At 69.2% G+C, this 16,110-nt stretch carries 13 protein-coding genes; 11 read left to right on the forward strand and 2 right to left on the reverse strand.

Annotated features, from left to right (window positions below; all coding sequences use genetic code 11):
* Positions 1-35: 35 nt before the first annotated feature.
* The 5 genes from V7E00_RS12175 to atzF are packed head-to-tail and all read left to right on the forward strand — an operon-like array spanning position 36 to position 7,282.
* On the forward strand, positions 36-479 hold the full coding sequence (locus tag V7E00_RS12175; RefSeq protein WP_206364592.1) for a CopG family ribbon-helix-helix protein: 444 nt from the start codon (positions 36-38) through the stop codon (positions 477-479).
* Positions 476-1,294: an urea amidolyase associated protein UAAP1 gene (locus V7E00_RS12180; protein WP_333572912.1), complete on the forward strand. Its 819-nt coding sequence runs from the start codon at positions 476-478 to the stop codon at positions 1,292-1,294. Before V7E00_RS12175 ends, V7E00_RS12180 begins: the two co-directional genes overlap by 4 nt.
* A complete protein-coding gene (locus tag V7E00_RS12185) occupies positions 1,294-1,929 on the forward strand; it encodes an urea amidolyase associated protein UAAP2 (protein ID WP_019367883.1) in 636 nt (211 codons plus the stop codon). Before V7E00_RS12180 ends, V7E00_RS12185 begins: the two co-directional genes overlap by 1 nt.
* Positions 1,926-5,528, forward strand: coding sequence for an urea carboxylase (gene uca / locus V7E00_RS12190; RefSeq protein ID WP_333572913.1), 3,603 nt, complete (start codon positions 1,926-1,928; stop codon positions 5,526-5,528). The genes V7E00_RS12185 and uca overlap by 4 nt, the downstream gene beginning before the upstream one ends.
* Positions 5,525-7,282: an allophanate hydrolase gene (gene atzF / locus V7E00_RS12195; protein WP_333572914.1), complete on the forward strand. Its 1,758-nt coding sequence runs from the start codon at positions 5,525-5,527 to the stop codon at positions 7,280-7,282. The genes uca and atzF overlap by 4 nt, the downstream gene beginning before the upstream one ends.
* Positions 7,283-7,288: 6 nt before the next feature.
* On the opposite strand, the gene V7E00_RS12200 is transcribed toward atzF, so the two are convergent.
* Positions 7,289-8,185: an MBL fold metallo-hydrolase gene (locus V7E00_RS12200; RefSeq protein WP_443019192.1), complete on the reverse strand. Its 897-nt coding sequence runs from the start codon at positions 8,183-8,185 to the stop codon at positions 7,289-7,291.
* A 135-nt stretch (positions 8,186-8,320) separates the two neighbouring features.
* Between V7E00_RS12200 and V7E00_RS12205 the strand changes: the two genes are divergently transcribed.
* The 6 genes from V7E00_RS12205 to V7E00_RS12230 all read left to right on the forward strand — a co-directional run bounded on the left by V7E00_RS12205 (position 8,321) and on the right by V7E00_RS12230 (position 14,708).
* A complete protein-coding gene (locus V7E00_RS12205; protein ID WP_333572916.1) occupies positions 8,321-9,265 on the forward strand; it encodes a sterol desaturase family protein in 945 nt (314 codons plus the stop codon).
* Positions 9,262-9,735, forward strand: a complete 474-nt coding sequence (locus tag V7E00_RS12210; RefSeq protein ID WP_333572917.1) for a hypothetical protein — start codon at positions 9,262-9,264, stop codon at positions 9,733-9,735. Before V7E00_RS12205 ends, V7E00_RS12210 begins: the two co-directional genes overlap by 4 nt.
* Before the next feature lie 269 nt (positions 9,736-10,004).
* On the forward strand, positions 10,005-11,447 hold the full coding sequence (locus tag V7E00_RS12215; protein WP_333572918.1) for a TolC family protein: 1,443 nt from the start codon (positions 10,005-10,007) through the stop codon (positions 11,445-11,447).
* Positions 11,444-12,448, forward strand: coding sequence for an HlyD family secretion protein (locus V7E00_RS12220; protein WP_333572919.1), 1,005 nt, complete (start codon positions 11,444-11,446; stop codon positions 12,446-12,448). The genes V7E00_RS12215 and V7E00_RS12220 overlap by 4 nt, the downstream gene beginning before the upstream one ends.
* A complete protein-coding gene (locus V7E00_RS12225) occupies positions 12,445-13,572 on the forward strand; it encodes an ABC transporter permease (protein WP_333572920.1) in 1,128 nt (375 codons plus the stop codon). Before V7E00_RS12220 ends, V7E00_RS12225 begins: the two co-directional genes overlap by 4 nt.
* A complete protein-coding gene (locus V7E00_RS12230; RefSeq protein ID WP_333572921.1) occupies positions 13,569-14,708 on the forward strand; it encodes an ABC transporter permease in 1,140 nt (379 codons plus the stop codon). The genes V7E00_RS12225 and V7E00_RS12230 overlap by 4 nt, the downstream gene beginning before the upstream one ends.
* Here V7E00_RS12230 and V7E00_RS12235 read toward each other — a convergent pair.
* Complete coding sequence (locus V7E00_RS12235) at positions 14,660-16,105, reverse strand: alginate export family protein (RefSeq protein ID WP_333572922.1); 1,446 nt, start codon at positions 16,103-16,105, stop codon at positions 14,660-14,662. The two genes, V7E00_RS12230 and V7E00_RS12235, sit on opposite strands and share 49 nt — an antisense overlap.
* Positions 16,106-16,110: the final 5 nt, after the last annotated feature.

Raw genomic sequence — 16,110 nt, forward strand, 5'->3', positions numbered from 1 at the left:
AGGACACCTCCTCCTCCTCCCTCGCCCGGCTCAGCATGAGCCTGCCCGCCGAACTCTTCCGCCAGCTCGATGAAATGGTGGAGGATCGCGGGCTCCCCTCGCGCTCGCAGCTGATCGCCGAGCTGATCCGCGACGAACTCGCAGAGCAGAGCGCAGCCTCGCGCCCCGAGGAGATGCTCGCGGGCACGATCACGCTGGTCTACCGCGCCGATCTCGGGCGGGTGCGCCACCAGCTGGCGCAGACCCAGGCCGAGTATCTGAAGGAGGTCATCTCCTCGCAGCATGTGTTCTTAGAGGACGATCAGTCGCTCGAGGTGCTGCTGGTCCAGGGGCCGGCCCGCCGGCTCCGCGACCTGTGCGATGCGCTGCGCAAGGTGCGCGGCGTCCAGCAATTGCGCCTCTTCACCACCACCGCGCTGCTGCCCCCGCTCCACGAGCAGGACGAAGCGGCGGCCCCCACCGGGAGCAAGGCGGCATGAGCATTCTCGCCGACCCCAATGCCGCGCGCGACCATGCGCGGGCGATGGCCGGCACCGTCGTCGAGGCGATGCCGATTCTGCCGCCTAAGGCGGACGACCTGCCCGCAGGCGTCTCGCCCGACGATCTGGTCTGGGAAGAGACGATCGCCGCCGGTGGCTATGCCAGTCGCGAGCTGTCGCGCGGCACCAGGCTGCGGCTGATCGACCTCCAGGGCGATGCGTGTGTGTCGCTCCAGCTGTTCAACGCCGCGATGCCGACCGAGCGGCTCAACGTCGCCGACACGGTGAAGGTGCAGTGGAACGCCTATCTCGGCCAAGGCAGCCTGTTCCTCTCGGACATGGGCCGGGTGCTCGCCAGCATCGAGCAGGACGACGCCGGCACCCACGACGCCTTCTGCGGCGCGTCCAACGCTGCGTCGAACGAACGCCGCTACGGCGACGGCAGCAATTCGGGGCCATTCCCCAACGCGCGCGACCGGCTGCTGCTCGGCGCCGCGAAGCACGGCCTTGCGCGCCGCGACGTCCACCCTTGCGTCAACCTGTTCAAGGGCGTCCGCATCGCCGCCGACGGTAGCACCGAACCGCAGCTCGGGCCGTTCGCGCCCGGCCGCACTTTGGTACTGCGCGCCGAGATGGACCTGATCGTGGTGCTGGCCAACTGCCCGCACGTGCTCGATCCCCGGCCCTGGACCGTCACCCCCTTGCGCGCCACCTCCTGGCGCGGCCCGGTGACGGGCGAGGACGATCCGATCCGCAACGCGACGCCCGAGCGGCAGCGCGCCTTCCTCAACACCGAAGACTGGGTCCGCCGCTGATGGAACAGGATATGGCGCTTGCCGGCCTCACCGGCCGGGTGGTCCACGACGAGATCGTTCCCGCCCGCGCGCCCTGGCTGCACCGGGTGAAGGCTGGCGAGACGCTCCGCGTCGTCGACTTGGAAGGCAACCAGGCGGTCGATTTCCTCCTGTATGCGACGCACGACGATGCCGAGCGCTACAGCGCGCAGGACACGATCGCGGCGCAGGCCAATATCTTCCTGCGCACCGGCAGCGTGCTCCGCTCGAACGAGGGCCGGCCGATGATGACGATCACCGCCACCGCGGTCGAGTATCACGACACGATCGGCGGCGCCTGTTCGTGTGAATCCAACACCCTGCGCTACGGCCATTTCACCAAGGCGCAGCACGCCTGTGTCGACAATTTCCTCGAGGCCAATCTCCGCGACGGCCGGGGCAAGCGCGACATCGTGTCGAACGTCAATTTCTTCATGAACGTGCCGGTCGAGGCCGACGGTGCGCTGGGCATCGTCGACGGCATCTCGGCGCCCGGCCTGACCGTGGATCTCCGCGCAGAAATGGATGTGACCGTGGTCGTTTCGAATTGCCCGCAGATCAACAATCCCTGCAACGGCTTCAATCCCACCCCCGTCCGCATGATCGTCACCGCATGAGCGGCGTGCGCACCGTCCTGATCGCCAATCGCGGGGCGATCGCCTGCCGGATCATCCGCACGCTGAAGACAATGGGCATCCGCTCGGTCGCGGTCTTCTCCGATGCCGACGAGGCCTCGCGCCACGTCGCGCTCGCCGATATCGCGGTGCGGATCGGCCCCGGCCCGGCGGCGGAAAGCTATCTCGACGTCGCTCGCATCCTCGCGGCGGCCAAGGAGACCGGCGCCGACGCGATCCACCCCGGCTATGGCTTCCTTTCGGAAAACGCCGCCTTTGCCGAGGCCTGCGAAGCCGCCGGCATCGCCTTTATCGGCCCGACCCCGGACAGCATCCGCGCCTTCGGCCTCAAGCACAGCGCCCGCGCGCTGGCCGAGGCGGAGAATGTTCCCCTTGCCCCAGGCACCGGCCTGCTCGACAGTGTCGAGGCCGCGCTCGAAGCGGCGGAGCGCATCGGCTATCCGGTGATGCTCAAGGCGACCGCCGGCGGCGGCGGCATCGGCATGCGGGTATGCGCCGATGCACAAGCGGTGCGGGACGGCTATGCCGCGGTCGCGCGGCTGGGTGCGGGCAATTTCGGCGATGCCGGGCTGTTCCTCGAACGCTTCGTGCCGCGCGCGCGCCATGTCGAGGTGCAGATCTTCGGCGACGGCCGGGGCCGCGTCGTGGCGCTCGGCGAGCGCGACTGCTCGCTCCAGCGCCGCAACCAGAAGGTCGTGGAAGAGGCTCCCGCCCCGCATCTCCCCGAACGCGTTCGCGCCGCGCTGATCGAGGCGGCGGTACGGCTGGGCCAGGCCGCCAACTACCGCTCCGCCGGCACGGTCGAGTTCCTCTACGATCCCGCACGCCAGGACTGGTTCTTCCTCGAAGTGAACACCCGCCTCCAGGTCGAGCACGGCGTTACCGAGGAAGTCACCGGGGTCGACCTGGTCGAGTGGATGGTCCGCGGTGCAGGCGGCGATTACAGCTTCCTCGACACCCCCGTCCCCGCCCCCAAAGGCTGGTCCATCCAAGCGCGGCTCTATGCCGAGGATCCGGCGGTCGATTTCCGCCCGGCCTCGGGCACGCTGACCGAAGTGGCCTTCCCCGAAGGCGTCCGCGTCGAGAGCTGGGTGGAATCGGGCAGCGCGGTTTCCTCCTTCTACGATCCGATGCTCGCCAAGCTGATCGTGCATGGCGAGGACCGCGAGTCCGCCGTCGCCGCGATGCAGGCGGCGCTCGACCGCCCCCGCTTCGCCGGCATCGAGACCAATGTCCGCTGGCTGCGCGACGTGGCCCGCAGCGAGGACTTCGTCACCGGCGACGTCTCGACGCGTTCGCTGGAGACGGTGGTCCACCGCCCGCAGAGCATCGTCGTCCGTGCCGCCGGCACCGCGACCAGCGTGCAGGATTATCCCGGCCGCGTCGGCCTGTGGGACATCGGCGTGCCGCCCTCGGGCCCGATGGACGCCCGCGCCTTCCGCCTCGGCAACATGCTGCTCGGCAACGACAGCACCGCGCCCGGGCTGGAGATGACCGCCACCGGCCCGACGCTCCAGTTCAACACCGCGACCCGCATCGTCCTCACCGGTGCCGATTTCGCGGCGACGCTCGACGGCAAGCCGATCGATCGCAACAAGCCGATCGCCATCGCCGAGGGCCAGATTCTGGCGCTCGGCCGCGTCACCGGCGGCGGCATGCGCGGCTATATCCTGTTCGCCGGCGGGCTCGACGTGCCGAGCTATCTCGGCAGCGCCAGCACCTTCGATCTCGGCGAGTTCGGCGGCCATGGCGGACGCGTGCTCCGCGTCGGCGACACGCTGCACCTCACCGACCATGCCCCCGCCGTCATCCCGGGCCCGCGCACCATCGAGCAGGAGCAGCTTGGTCCCGACTGGACGATCCGCGTCCTCTACGGCCCGCACGGCGCGCCCGATTTCTTCGCGCCCGAGGATGTCGACACGATCCTCTCCGCCGAGTGGAAAGTCCATTACAACAGCAACCGCACCGGGGTGCGGCTGGTCGGCCCCAAGCCGCACTGGGCGCGCAAGGATGGCGGCGAGGCGGGGCTGCACCCGTCCAACATCCACGATAACCCATACGCCATCGGCGCGCTGGACTTCACCGGCGACATGCCGATCATCCTCGGCCCCGACGGTCCTTCGCTCGGCGGCTTCGTCTGCCCGTTCGTGGTGATCGCGGCGGACCTGTGGAAGGTCGGTCAGCTCGCGCCGGGCGACCGCATCCAGTTCGAGCAGGTCAGCCTCGACGAGGCCGATGCCGCCGCGCAGGTCGAGGCAGCGTTGATCGAGGGCCGCGCCGCCACCGCGACCAGCCCGGCCAAGGGCGGCGGACGCGACGCGATCCTGGTCGACCTGCCCGCCAAGGGCCGCCGCCCGCGCGTCCTCTTCCGCCGCCAGGGCGATCGCAACCTGCTGGTCGAATATGGCCCGATCACGCTAGACCTCGAACTGCGCCTGCGCGTCCACGCCGCGACGACCGCGCTCGCCGCACTCGCGCTGCCGGGCATCCTCGACATCGTGCCGGGCATCCGCTCCTTCCAGGTGCATATCGACGGCATCCGCCTCAAGGAAGCGGCACTGATCGAACGGCTGGTGCAGATCGAGGACGCGCTCGGCGATCTTGAGGATTTCGTCATCCCCTCGCGCATCGTCCACCTGCCGCTCAGCTGGAACGACCCCGCGATCCACGAGACCATCCAGCGCTACATGCGCGTGGTCCGCGACGACGCGCCCTGGTGCCCGGACAATATCGAGTTCATCCGCCGCGCCAACGGGCTGGAAAGCGCCGAGGAGGTCCACCGGATCATCTTCGACGCCAGCTACCTCGTCTATGGCCTGGGCGACGTGTATCTCGGCGCGCCGGTCGCCACCCCGATCGACCCGCGCCATCGGCTGGTCACCACCAAGTACAACCCGGCCCGGACCTGGACCCCGCCCAATGTGGTCGGCATCGGCGGGGCGTATATGTGCATCTACGGCATGGAGGGTCCGGGCGGCTACCAGCTGTTCGGCCGCACCATTCAGGTGTGGAACACCTATCGCCAGACCGGCGCCTTCGCCGAGGGCAAGCCCTGGCTGCTCCGCTTCTTCGACCAGATCCGCTTCTTCCCCGTCAGCCATGAAGAGCTGACCGAGTGGCGGCGCGACTTCCCGTTGGGACGCCGCGAGATCAAAATCGAGGAAACCGAGTTCCGGCTTTCGGAATACCGCGAGTTCCTGGCGGAGAATGCGCGCTCGATCGCCGCGTTCGAGAAGCAGCGCAACGCCGCCTTCGCCGCCGAGCGCGCGGACTGGGAGCGCAAGGGCGAGTTCGACCGGGTCGCGAGCCTCAGCGAAACCGCCGACGACAGCGCCGATGAAGCGGTGGTGGTGCCGGACGGGGCCGAACTGGTCGAAGCGCCGTTCGGCGGCAGCGTGTGGAAGCTGCTCAAGGAAGTGGGCGACACCATCGACGCGGGCGAGACGATCGCGGTGCTCGAAGCAATGAAGATGGAGTTTCCGGTGACCAGCCCGGCAGCGGGTACGGTCGCGGCGCTCTATGTCGCCGAGCGGCAGACGGTCACGCCGGGCTCCCCGGTGCTGGCGCTGGTGCGGGCATGACGGTGCTCGACCGGCTCTCGGTAGTCGGCATTGCTGCCGAGGTGCAGGCGGGGCGCCGCAGCGCGGTCGCGGTGATCGAGGACGTGCTGGCCCGGCTCGACGCGTACGACGCGATCCAGCCGGCGGTGTGGATCTCGCGGTTCGAGCCCGATGCACTGCGCGCCGCTGCGGCCGCGGTCGATGCGCGCGTAGCTGCAGGCGAGACGCTGCCGCTGGCGGGCGTGCCGTTCGCGGTGAAGGACAATATCGATCTCGCCGGGCTTGCCACCACCGCCGCCTGCCCGGCCTTCGCCTACCAGCCCGAACAGTCGGCCACAGTAGTGGCGAAGCTGGTCGCTGCCGGGGCGGTTCCCGTGGGCAAGGCCAATCTCGACCAGTTCGCCACGGGCCTCAACGGCACGCGCAGCCCCTATGGCATCCCGCGCAACGCGTATAACCGCGCCTGGGTGAGCGGTGGATCGAGCAGCGGCTCGGCCGTGGCGGTCGCCGCCGGGCTGGTCGCCTTCGCGCTGGGCACGGACACCGCCGGCTCGGGCCGCGTGCCCGCCGCGTTCAACCATCTCGTCGGGCTCAAGCCAAGCAAGGGGCGTTGGAGCAGCACCGGCCTCGTGCCTGCCTGCCGCACGCTGGACTGCATCACCGTCTTCGCGGGCACCACCGAGGATGCCGCGCTGGTCGACACCATCGCCGCCGACTTTGATGCGACAGACTCCCTCTCCCGCGACCTGCCGGACGTGCCCCGCGCCCGTCGGCGCATCGGCGTTCCCCGGCCGGCGCAATGCCGCTGGTTCGGCGACACCGAGTCCGAGTTCCTCTACCGCCAGGCGCTGGCGACCCTCGACGCCGAGCTGGTCGAGATCGACCTCGCCCCCCTCGATGAAGCCGCGCGTCTGCTCTACGACGGCCCCTGGGTCGCCGAGCGCACCGCCGCGCTGCAGGGCCTGCTGCTCGACAAGCCCGAGGCGATCCACCCGGTGGTGCGCGAGATCGTGGAAGGCGGCTTCGGCTACAGTGCGATCGATGCCTTCAACGGCGCCTATCGCCTGGCCGAACTCGCCCGCATCGCCGAGGCGATGTGGGACCAGGTCGACCTGCTAGCCCTTCCCACCGCGCCGACCAGCTACCGCGTGGCGGAGATGCTCGCGGCACCGATCGCGCTCAACGCGAGCCTCGGCGCCTACACCAATTTCGTGAACCTGTTGGACATGGCCGCCATCGCCGTGCCCGCCGGCAGCTATGCCAGCGGCGTCGGCTTCGGCGTGACGCTGATGGGCCCGGCGGGCACCGATCGCGCGCTGCTCGACGCGGCCAACGCATTTTTCCCCGCGCCGGCATCCCCGCCGCCGCTGGACCTGGAGGGACGGATGGAAACGGTGAAGCTCGCGGTCGTAGGCGCCCATCTCGAAGGGATGCCGCTCCACTGGCAGCTGACCTCGCGCGAGGCGAAGTTCATCACCGCCACCACCACGGCGCCGAACTACAAGCTCTACGCGATGGCCGAAAGCGTGCCGCCCAAGCCCGCGCTGGCTTACAGCGAAGACGGCGGTGCCGCGATCGCGCTGGAAGTCTACGAGCTCGACCTGGCCGCGTTCGGCAGCTTCGTAGCCGAAGTGCCCCCGCCGCTCGCGATCGGCACGGTGACGCTGGCGGACGGCAGCATGGTCAAGGGCTTCGTCGCCGAACCGCGCGCGATGACCGGCGCGGAAGACATCACCGCGCTCGGCGGCTGGCGGGCGTATATCGCGCGGGGCTGAACGCCCTCAATCGTTCGGGCGGGCCGGCACGGGATAGACGATGAAGTCCGCGTGCCGGTCGATCGCCGGCACCGGTCCGGCCTTCTCCGCCGCCGCGCGGAGTTCCTCGATCGCCGAGGGCGACAGCGGCAGCGGATGCTCGTCGGCATGCACCGGCGCTTCCATCCCGTAATCCTTCCCCGGCGTCGTGGTCATCTCGATATGCGCGCCGAGCAGCGCGCGGATCGGGTGCGTCCTGGCAAACGCTGCGAGCCGCTCGGCGCTCGCGCGGAAATCGTCGAAATGGTTGAGCGGCACATAGAGCCGCCCCGGATAAAGCATGTCGCCCGAGAACAGCAGCTGCGTCCGCGCATCATATACCATGATGTGCGCCGGCTGATGGCCCGGCGTCGCCAGCACGTCGAGCATCCGCCCGCCCAGATCGAAGCGGGCAACGTCCCGCGGCCAGTCGGTGAAGTCGAAGAATGCGGCGACCTCGGTCGGCTTCAACCCGACTACATCGGTATCCGGCCGGTCCCGGAACTCGTCATCGCCAGCATGATGATCGCCATGGCTGTGCGAATGCGCGACGATGAGGCGGATCGGCCGCTCGCCATGCCCGGCCCGCCAGTCTGCGATCAGCCGGTCCACCGTCGGCCGGATCTTCAGCCCGCCCGCGCCGGTATCCAGCAGCAGCGCCCGATCCCGCCCGAAGATCAGGTACAGGAACGGCGCTTCGAAATTGGTCTTCACCGATTGGCGGATCACGAAGGTGTCGCCGTCGACCGCCTGCACCTGCGTCTCGGGCTCGCCCGCCGCCGTGCCGTTCATCCACGGCGCGAACACCAGCGGCTCGGGATCTGCCAACCCCAGCAGCAGGAACGCGCCGAGGGCGAGCGAAAGGCAGCCGTGCAATCGGTTCATGCACGGCATGCTGGGCCACCTTCCAACCCCCGACAAGCTGCGAAATCGCCCGCTACGTCAAACGACTTACGGCACATCCGGCGGCTTTCGGTCATCCTCGGATCATCGGAGTCACTGCGAGGACCGGGCGCGATCATGGATGCAACTGTTTTGAACGCGGACGACTTGGCGGGCGTACAGGGCGGCCCGGTGAAGCGCTTCATCTTCACCCATTTCCAGCCGGCGATGCTGGTGGCGATGATCCTGTTCTGGACCTTCGCGCCGGATTCGATCGCCAAGGCCTCGGTCGCGGTGGGCATCGGCATCGTCTTCAAGATCACGCTGCTCGGCATGGAGCGGATCAGTGAGCGCCACGCGCACTGGCGACTGACCTGGAAGGAGCTCGCCAGCGACCTCTTCTATGTGGGCATGAGCTACACGCTGGTGAAATATGCCGGCAAGCATTTCGGCGACGATGCGATCATCGATGCGATCAAGCACTATTTCCACATTAAGACTGCCTGGGCGGGCCAGATCCCGATCCTGTTTCAGGCGCTGGCGATCCTGCTGATCTTCGATTTCTGCCAGTATTGGATGCATCGCGGCATGCACAACTGGTACCCGTTGTGGCTCACCCACGCGCCGCATCACCACATCACGCAGCTCAACGCGCTGAAGGGCTCCGTCGGCAACCCGATCGAGCTGTTCCTGATCGGCCTCAGCCTGGGTGGCTTCTTCGACTTCCTTCCGCGCGCGGCCCTGCTCGCGGGCGGCATCGGCATGGCGATCGGCGCCTATACCCACGCCAATATCCGCTTCAACACGCCGCGCTGGTGGTCCTTCCTGTTCAACACGGTCGAGCATCACAGCCTGCACCACTCGCCCGATTACGACAGCAGCCGCACCAACTACGCCAACACCTTCATCTTCATCGACCGCATCTTCGGCACCTGCGTGGATTCCGAAGCCAAGCAGGTCGGGCTCGACGACTGCCGCCGATTGGGAATCAAGGAGCAGATGCTCTACCCCTTCCAGCCACTGTTCGGCTGGGTAAAGCGGCTGCGCGCGCCGCGGCTGAAGGAAGCGGTGGCGGCGGAATGAGCTGGAAGCCAATGCGCGCCATCGACTGGATCTGGCACGTTCGCGGGACGGTGCCGCTGCCCGCCGCTTCGGCCTCCCTTTCAGCGCTGGAGCCCGTGTTCGAGAAGCGCGGCACCACCCTGGAGCGCAGCCCCGACATGCTGGTCTTCCACAAGGACAATCCGGACTCGCAGGACAAGCTTGCATCGTTCGAGCATGGCACCCTGCGGATCGTTCCTGCCGAAAACGGTGCGGAGCTGCGCTACGACCTTACCAGCCACCCGCTGCTATGGTGCTTCATCGCGCCGGCCCCCTTCGCGGCGCTGGCCTATGCGGCGGAAAGCATGCGCATTCCCGGCTACAGCTTCGCCGGCATCTTCGCGGCCCTCTACATCGCGGGGCGCATCATCGAGCAGCGGCAGGCGCACCGCCTGTTCCGCGACCGCCTCGTGCCGGTCGAGGCGGCATCGGCGGAACCGATTGCGGCCTGAAGCGGGTGGCCCCGCCATAGTAGCCGAGAGCAGGCCTCAGCCCCGTTGTTGCACAGCTATCCGCGCCAAGTCCCGCGCAAGAAAATACGTTGCACCCGCCTGTCGCTGCAAATATGCGCAAGCACCATGGACGGCATCGGCTTGCAGGCACGCCGATGTCGTTCCGAACGCAAGGGGGCGGCAAGGTGCGAACCGTAAATCGGGATCGGTTGCGCGAGCGTGCGCATCGCTGCCTTCGGGGGCCGGCGATACTGGTTTCCGCATGGCTGATGGTTCCAGGCTATGCTGCTGCGCAGGATGCCCCAGCAGCGTCGCTCAGCTTCCAGGCAGCGCTCGCCCGGCTCGACAGGGCCTCGCCGGGGCTTAGCGGCGAGGATCACGCCGTCCGCGCGAGCGAGGATATCGCCGCCGCCACGCGCACGCTGCGCCGCCCGGTGGTCACCGCCTCGGCCAGCGTGATCGAATATCAGAAGACGCTCTCGGTCGATCTGTCCGAGCCCAAGGCCGATGCGCTGAGCGCCACCAACGGCTTTCTCGACCAGCTCGGCGGCCAGTTCTCGGGCGAGAGCGCGCAGATCGTCGCGCAGGTGACGCAGCGGATCGGGGCCGCCCTGCCCCGGCTGTTCGGCGCGATCCCCAACACGCTGGAGTTCCAGACCCGCGACACCGTCTTCCGCCCGGCGATCACCGCCGCGATGCCGCTCTATACCGGCGGCGCGATCCCCGCCGTGCAGAAGGGTGCGGATGCGGCGGTGGGCATCGCCCGCGCGAAGCAGGCCGGCGGGCAGGATCTCTCCCGCGTCAATCTGGTGCGCGCCTATTTCGGCCAGAAGGTCGCGAGCCAGCTGACCGTCTCCACCCGCGAGCAGCTCGAAGCCTTCGACCGCCATCTCTCGGACGCGCGCAAGCTGGAGGCGGAAGGCGTGCTCGCCCATGCCCGCGTGCTCGAGGTGGAAGTCGCCCGCAACACCGCCCAGCGCGCGCATGAACATGCCCGCAGCGAGGAAGTGATCGCCACCGACACGCTGGCGCGGCTGCTCGATCAGCCGATGGGTGTCACCGCCTCGACGCCGCTGTTCGTCCACACCGAAGCACTGCCGCCGCTTCAGCGCTTCCTGGACGGCATCGACCAGTCGCCCCGTGCGCAGGGTGCCGATGCGGCGAAGAGTGCCGCGCAGGCCGGGGTCGACCTCGCTCGCTCGCGCTACCGTCCCCAGGCCTTTGCCTTCGGCAGCTACAACGCCAACCGCAACAACGCGCTGCCCACCGAGCCCGACTGGATCGCCGGCGTCTCGCTGCGCATGACCTTGCTCTCCAATTTCGATCGCCAGAAGACGCTCTCCGCCGCGCGTGAGAACCAGGCCGCCGCGGCCGATGCCGCCGCCCAGGCGCGCCGCGACGTGGCGGGCGAGATCGTCCGCGCGTGGAACATCGCCGAGGCGGCGCGGCGCTCGTTCCTGCTGCTCGACGCCAACCTTGCCGCCGCGCAGGAGAATTTGCGGGTGCAGCAGCTGTCCTTCCGCGAGGGCGAGGTCGCGTCGTCGGCGCTGATCGATGCCGAGGCGGCGCTTGCGACGGTGCGCACCCAGCGGCTCGCCGCCGCCTATGAATATGACCTGGGGCTGATGGCGCTGCTCGCCGCCAGCCACCGCGTCGACGAGTATAGCGACTATATGGCGCGTGCCGATCGGCACGTGGAGGACCAGCAATGACCGACGAGACCGCGGCCCCGCCGCGCCGCAAGCCGCCCATCCTTGCGATCGTGATCGGCATCGCGGTGCTGGTGCTGATCGTCGGCGGGCTATGGCTCGCCAACCGGCCCGCCCCCGAGCAGCTGCAGGGCATGGTCGATGCCGATGAGGTGAACGTCGCCACCAAGGCACTCGCCCGCGTCGAGAAGCTGGTGGCCGAGGAGGGCCAGCGGGTCCGCGCCGGCACGCTGCTCGCGACGCTGTCGAGCCCGGAGATCGCCGGCGGCCAGGCCCAGGCGCAGGGCGCGGTGGACGCCGCACGCGCGATCGCTTCGGAAACCAACGAGGGCGCGCGGCAGGAAGACATCGCCTCGCTGCGCTCCACCTGGCAGGCGGCGCAGGCGGCGGCGGATCTGGCAGCCGTGACCAGCCGGCGCACCGCGAACCTTTACGCGCAGGGCGTGGTCGCGGCGCAGCGGCGCGACGAGGCGGCGGCGGCGCGCGATGCCAGCGCCAAGCAGGCCGAGGCTGCGCGGCAACAGTACCTCAAGGCGATGGCCGGTGCCCGGCCGCAGAACAAGCAGGCCGCAAACGCGCAGGTGCGCATCGCCGAGGCAGCGCTGCAGACCGCCACGGCGCTCGGCCGCGAGACGCAGCTGGTCTCGCCTATCGACGGCGAGGTGTCGCGCAAGCTGGTGCAGCCGGGCGAAGTCGTCAGCCCGGTGATCCCCGCCTATCAGGTGCTCGACATCGACCATGCCTGGGTGGCGCTCACCGTGCGCGAGGATCGCTTCCGGGGCATCGCGATGGGCAAGCGGCTGCACGGCCACATCCCCGCGCTCGGTCGCGACGGCGATTTCGCGGTCTACCAGATCGCCCCGCGCGGCGACTTCGCGACGTGGCGCGCGACGCGGCAGGCCTCGGGCTATGACGTCCGCGCCTTCGAGGTGAAGCTGCGCCCGGTGGCGGCGATCCCCGGCCTGCGCCCCGGCATGAGCGTGCTGTTCGACTGGCCGCAATGAGCGCCTTCGGCCACGCCTTGCGGGCGGAGCTGCGCCATCTGGCGCGGGACCGCTGGGACCTGGCCGGGCTGACGCTGATCCCCGCGCTGCTGCTGTTCCTGATCGGCGCGATGTTCTGGCAGGGATCGATGCGGCGGCTGCCGATCGTGGTGGTGGACGACGACCGCAGTTCGGCGAGCCGTGCCATCCTCCGGGCGATCGACGCGGCGCCGCTGGTGCATATCGTGGCGATGCGCGCCACTGAGGCGGAAGCGGTGGAAGAGGTCCGCCGCGGCCATGCCAACGGCTTCGTCCACCTGCCCAAGGATCTCGGCGCCGGGCTTGCGCGCCACCGCACGCCGGTGATCCGCATCCTGTACAATGCCAGCTTCCTGTCCTCCGGCTCGCAGGCGGCGAGCGGCGCGGCGAGCGCGGCGCAGGCGGCCGCCGCGTCGCTGGTGGTGGACCAGCTTTCCGGCCATGCGCTGCCGCCTGACCCGACGCGGCGCTTCGCCGTGGAGGCGGTGCCGCTCAACAACGCGGCCTCCAGCTTCGAGTGGTTTCTCAGCACGTTGATCTATCCGGCGGTGCTGCATCTGGTCGCGGCGGTCACAGCCGCGATGGCGCTGGGTCGCGAACTTGAGGATCGCTCGCTAGCCGGCTGGGCCGCCGGTAGCGGCGCAATCGTGCCTGCACTATTCGGCAAGATGCTGCCCTATGTCGCGGCGGCGAGCCTCTGGGGCGTCGCCTGGCTGCTGTTCGTAACGTTAGGGCGCGGCTGGCGGGTGGAAGGCAGCATCGCGGCGATCGTCGCAGCGCAGACCCTGTTCTACCTGGGCACTGCCGCGATCTCCGCGCTGCTGGTCGCCGCCACGCGCGAGACGGCCACGGCGCTGTCGGTCTGCGCGGTCTATGCGGGCTCGGCACTGGCCTATGCGGGCGCGACCCTGCCGCTCAACGGCGGCAGCGGCTTTGCCCGCTTCTGGAGCGAGGTGCTGCCCCTCACCCATTATCTTGCGCTCCAGACCGGTCAGCTGGGCGGGCAGGACCTCGCCACCGTCGTGGCGCCGATGCTGGCGCTGCTCGCCTATGTGCTGGTGCCGGGCGCGCTCGCCTGGGTGCTGATCCGGCGGCAGGCGCGATGAGCTTCGCCGCTGCCTTCCGCGCCACCTGGGCCACGGTGCTGACCTCGCGCACCCTGCTCAGCACGATGCTGCTCGCGGTGGTGCTCTACGCCTTCTACTATCCGGCGCCGTACAGTCAGGAAGTCGCCCAGCAACTGCCGGTGGTACTGGTCGACGAGGACGCCAGCGCGCTCAGCCGCGCGCTGGTGCGCAACCTTGAAGCCACGCGCGCCGTGGTGGTGGTCGATCATGCCCCCAGCGTCGCCGAGGCGCAGGCGCGGCTCCGTGCCGGCAAGGCCGACGGCGTGGTGCTGATCGCGCGCGGGCTGCAACGCCAGCTGCGGACCGGCGCTCCGGGGGCCGGGATCGCGGTGTGGGTCAACGCCTCGTACCTCTTGCGCGCCAGCACGATCGGCGAGGCGGTGACCGAGGTGCTGCGCGACCTCGCCGTCGAGAAGCTCGACGTGCTGGGGCAAGCCGTGCGCACCGGGCCGCCGGTGACCATCGTGCGCGAACCGCTGTTCAACCCGACCGCCGGCTACAAGGGCTATGTCTTCCCCGCCGTCGCGATCGTGATCATCCAGCAGACCTTGCTGTTCGGCGTCGCCACCTTCGTCGGCGGCCGGCGGCGCGAGGGGCGGTGGCGGATGGGGCACGGCGAATATGCCGGCACCTGGGCCGCCTTCACTTCGGTCGGCCTGCTGACCTGCCTGTTCCTGTTCGGCTTCATCTTCTGGGTGCAAGGCATACCGCGCGACGAGAATGTCGGCGGCATGCTGCTCGCGGCACCCCTGCTCGCCGGGGCGGTGGCGGGGCTTGGGCTGTGGCTCGGCAGCTTCTTCGATCGCTCCGAGCGGGCGATGGTGATCCTCGCGCCCACCTCCGCGCCCTTCTTCTTTCTCTCTGGCACCGCCTGGCCGCTCGACCAGATGCCGGGCTTCGTCCGCGTGCTGGCGCAGCTGATCCCGTCGACCAGCGGCGTGCATGTGTTCGTGCCACTCAACCAGATGCACGCGAGCCTCGGCGACGTCGCGCCCGGCGTGCTCACCCTGCTGGGGCTGGCACTCCTCTACGGCGGGCTCGGCTGGTGGCGGATCGCCGGGCCACGTCAGAAGCGGAAGCTCAGCCAGCCAGCGACGAAGTCCGAGCTGGCATAGCCCGCCTTGGTCAGCGCCGGCCCGGCGGCGAGGTGCTCGTAGCGGCCGGTGAGCGAGAGCCGCGGGGTAAGCGCCCACACCGCCTGCAGGCGCGCAACATCGGCGGTACGGGAATCCCGCACATTCTGGGTGCCGGGGAAAGGCTGGCCGTTCGCCCGGTACACCGCGTCGTGCACATTGGCGCGCCACGCCCGCTGATATTCGAGATTGAGCCGCAGCTTCGAGGTCGGCGACAGGTTCAGCGTCGGCGCCAGCGCCACCAGGTTGCTGGGCGTGAGGAACAGGCCGTAGCTGTAATAGACGTTGTTGCCGAACGGGGCGTAGGCGTTGCGAAGCTTGCCGTCACCATAGCCGCCCCCGCCGCTGGCATAATCCGCATGGAAGCCGATCCGCGGCGCGCGCTTGCCGCTGCCCAGCCGGATGTTCTGGGCGAAGAAGCCCTGCCAGGCATCGATCTGCTGGTCGCGCCAATATCCCCATTGGCGATTGATCGACCAATCGATCGTCACCGGCCCCGCCTCGCCCCAGAGATGCGTGCCGAGATAGAAGCGCGTGCCCGGGCCGATACGGCCGCCCCAGGTGCCAACCTTGTTGCGGCGGCGCCAGAAGAAGGGATCGAAATAGAGCTTGGCGCCGCCCACCCACGCCTTGGGCACCACAAACCCCAGGCTGACGCCCGAGAAGCGCCGCGCGGGATCGATCACGTCATCGTCGGTGCCGAGGTCGCCATATTGAGTCGGCTTGAGGTCGAACACATCCACCCGAACCGTCTTGCCCCGTGCCCAGCCGCGAAAGCCGTTGAGCGTGTAGCGGATGGTGTTGTTGTCGCGCTGCGAGAGCAGCAGGTTCGGCCCGTCGGTGAACTCCTGGCGGCCATACCGCGCGCCGAGATCGATGCCGGCCACCTCGCCCTTGGCCTCGACGAACAGCTGCTGCACTGCGACGTCGTTGCGCAGCGTCGCGGCAGGCGCACCGAGCTCGACCCCGGTGATCCCGCCATGCGCGATCTCGCCGTAGACGCGAAGATGCTCGCCGATGTGGAGGTCCGCCCCGCCCACCAGCCGGACGATGTCCTGCCGCTGCGCGCGGCTGTCGCGCAGATTGGGGTTGGTCGTGTGGTTCATCCGCAACCGCGCCTCGCCGGAGAGGGTGACGTACACCTCGCCGCTTGGCGTGAGCTTCAGGCATTTGAGCGCGTCTATCGGATCATCGCGCCTGGCGGGATCGCAAAGCTTGCGCCAGTCCTCCGCCCAGCGGGAGAGGTTGTAGCCGCCGGTAGTGGTGCCTTCGCCGGCGGCGGCGGCTGGATACCCGGCGGTTTCGACGACCTGCGCGGCGGCAGGCACGCTCAGGGCGAGTGCCGGGGTGGCGCCCAGGACGCGAGTTACGGTACGCATGCGAA

It is taken from the genome of Sphingomonas sp. (genome assembly GCF_036731925.1).
Lineage (GTDB): Bacteria > Pseudomonadota > Alphaproteobacteria > Sphingomonadales > Sphingomonadaceae > Sphingomonas.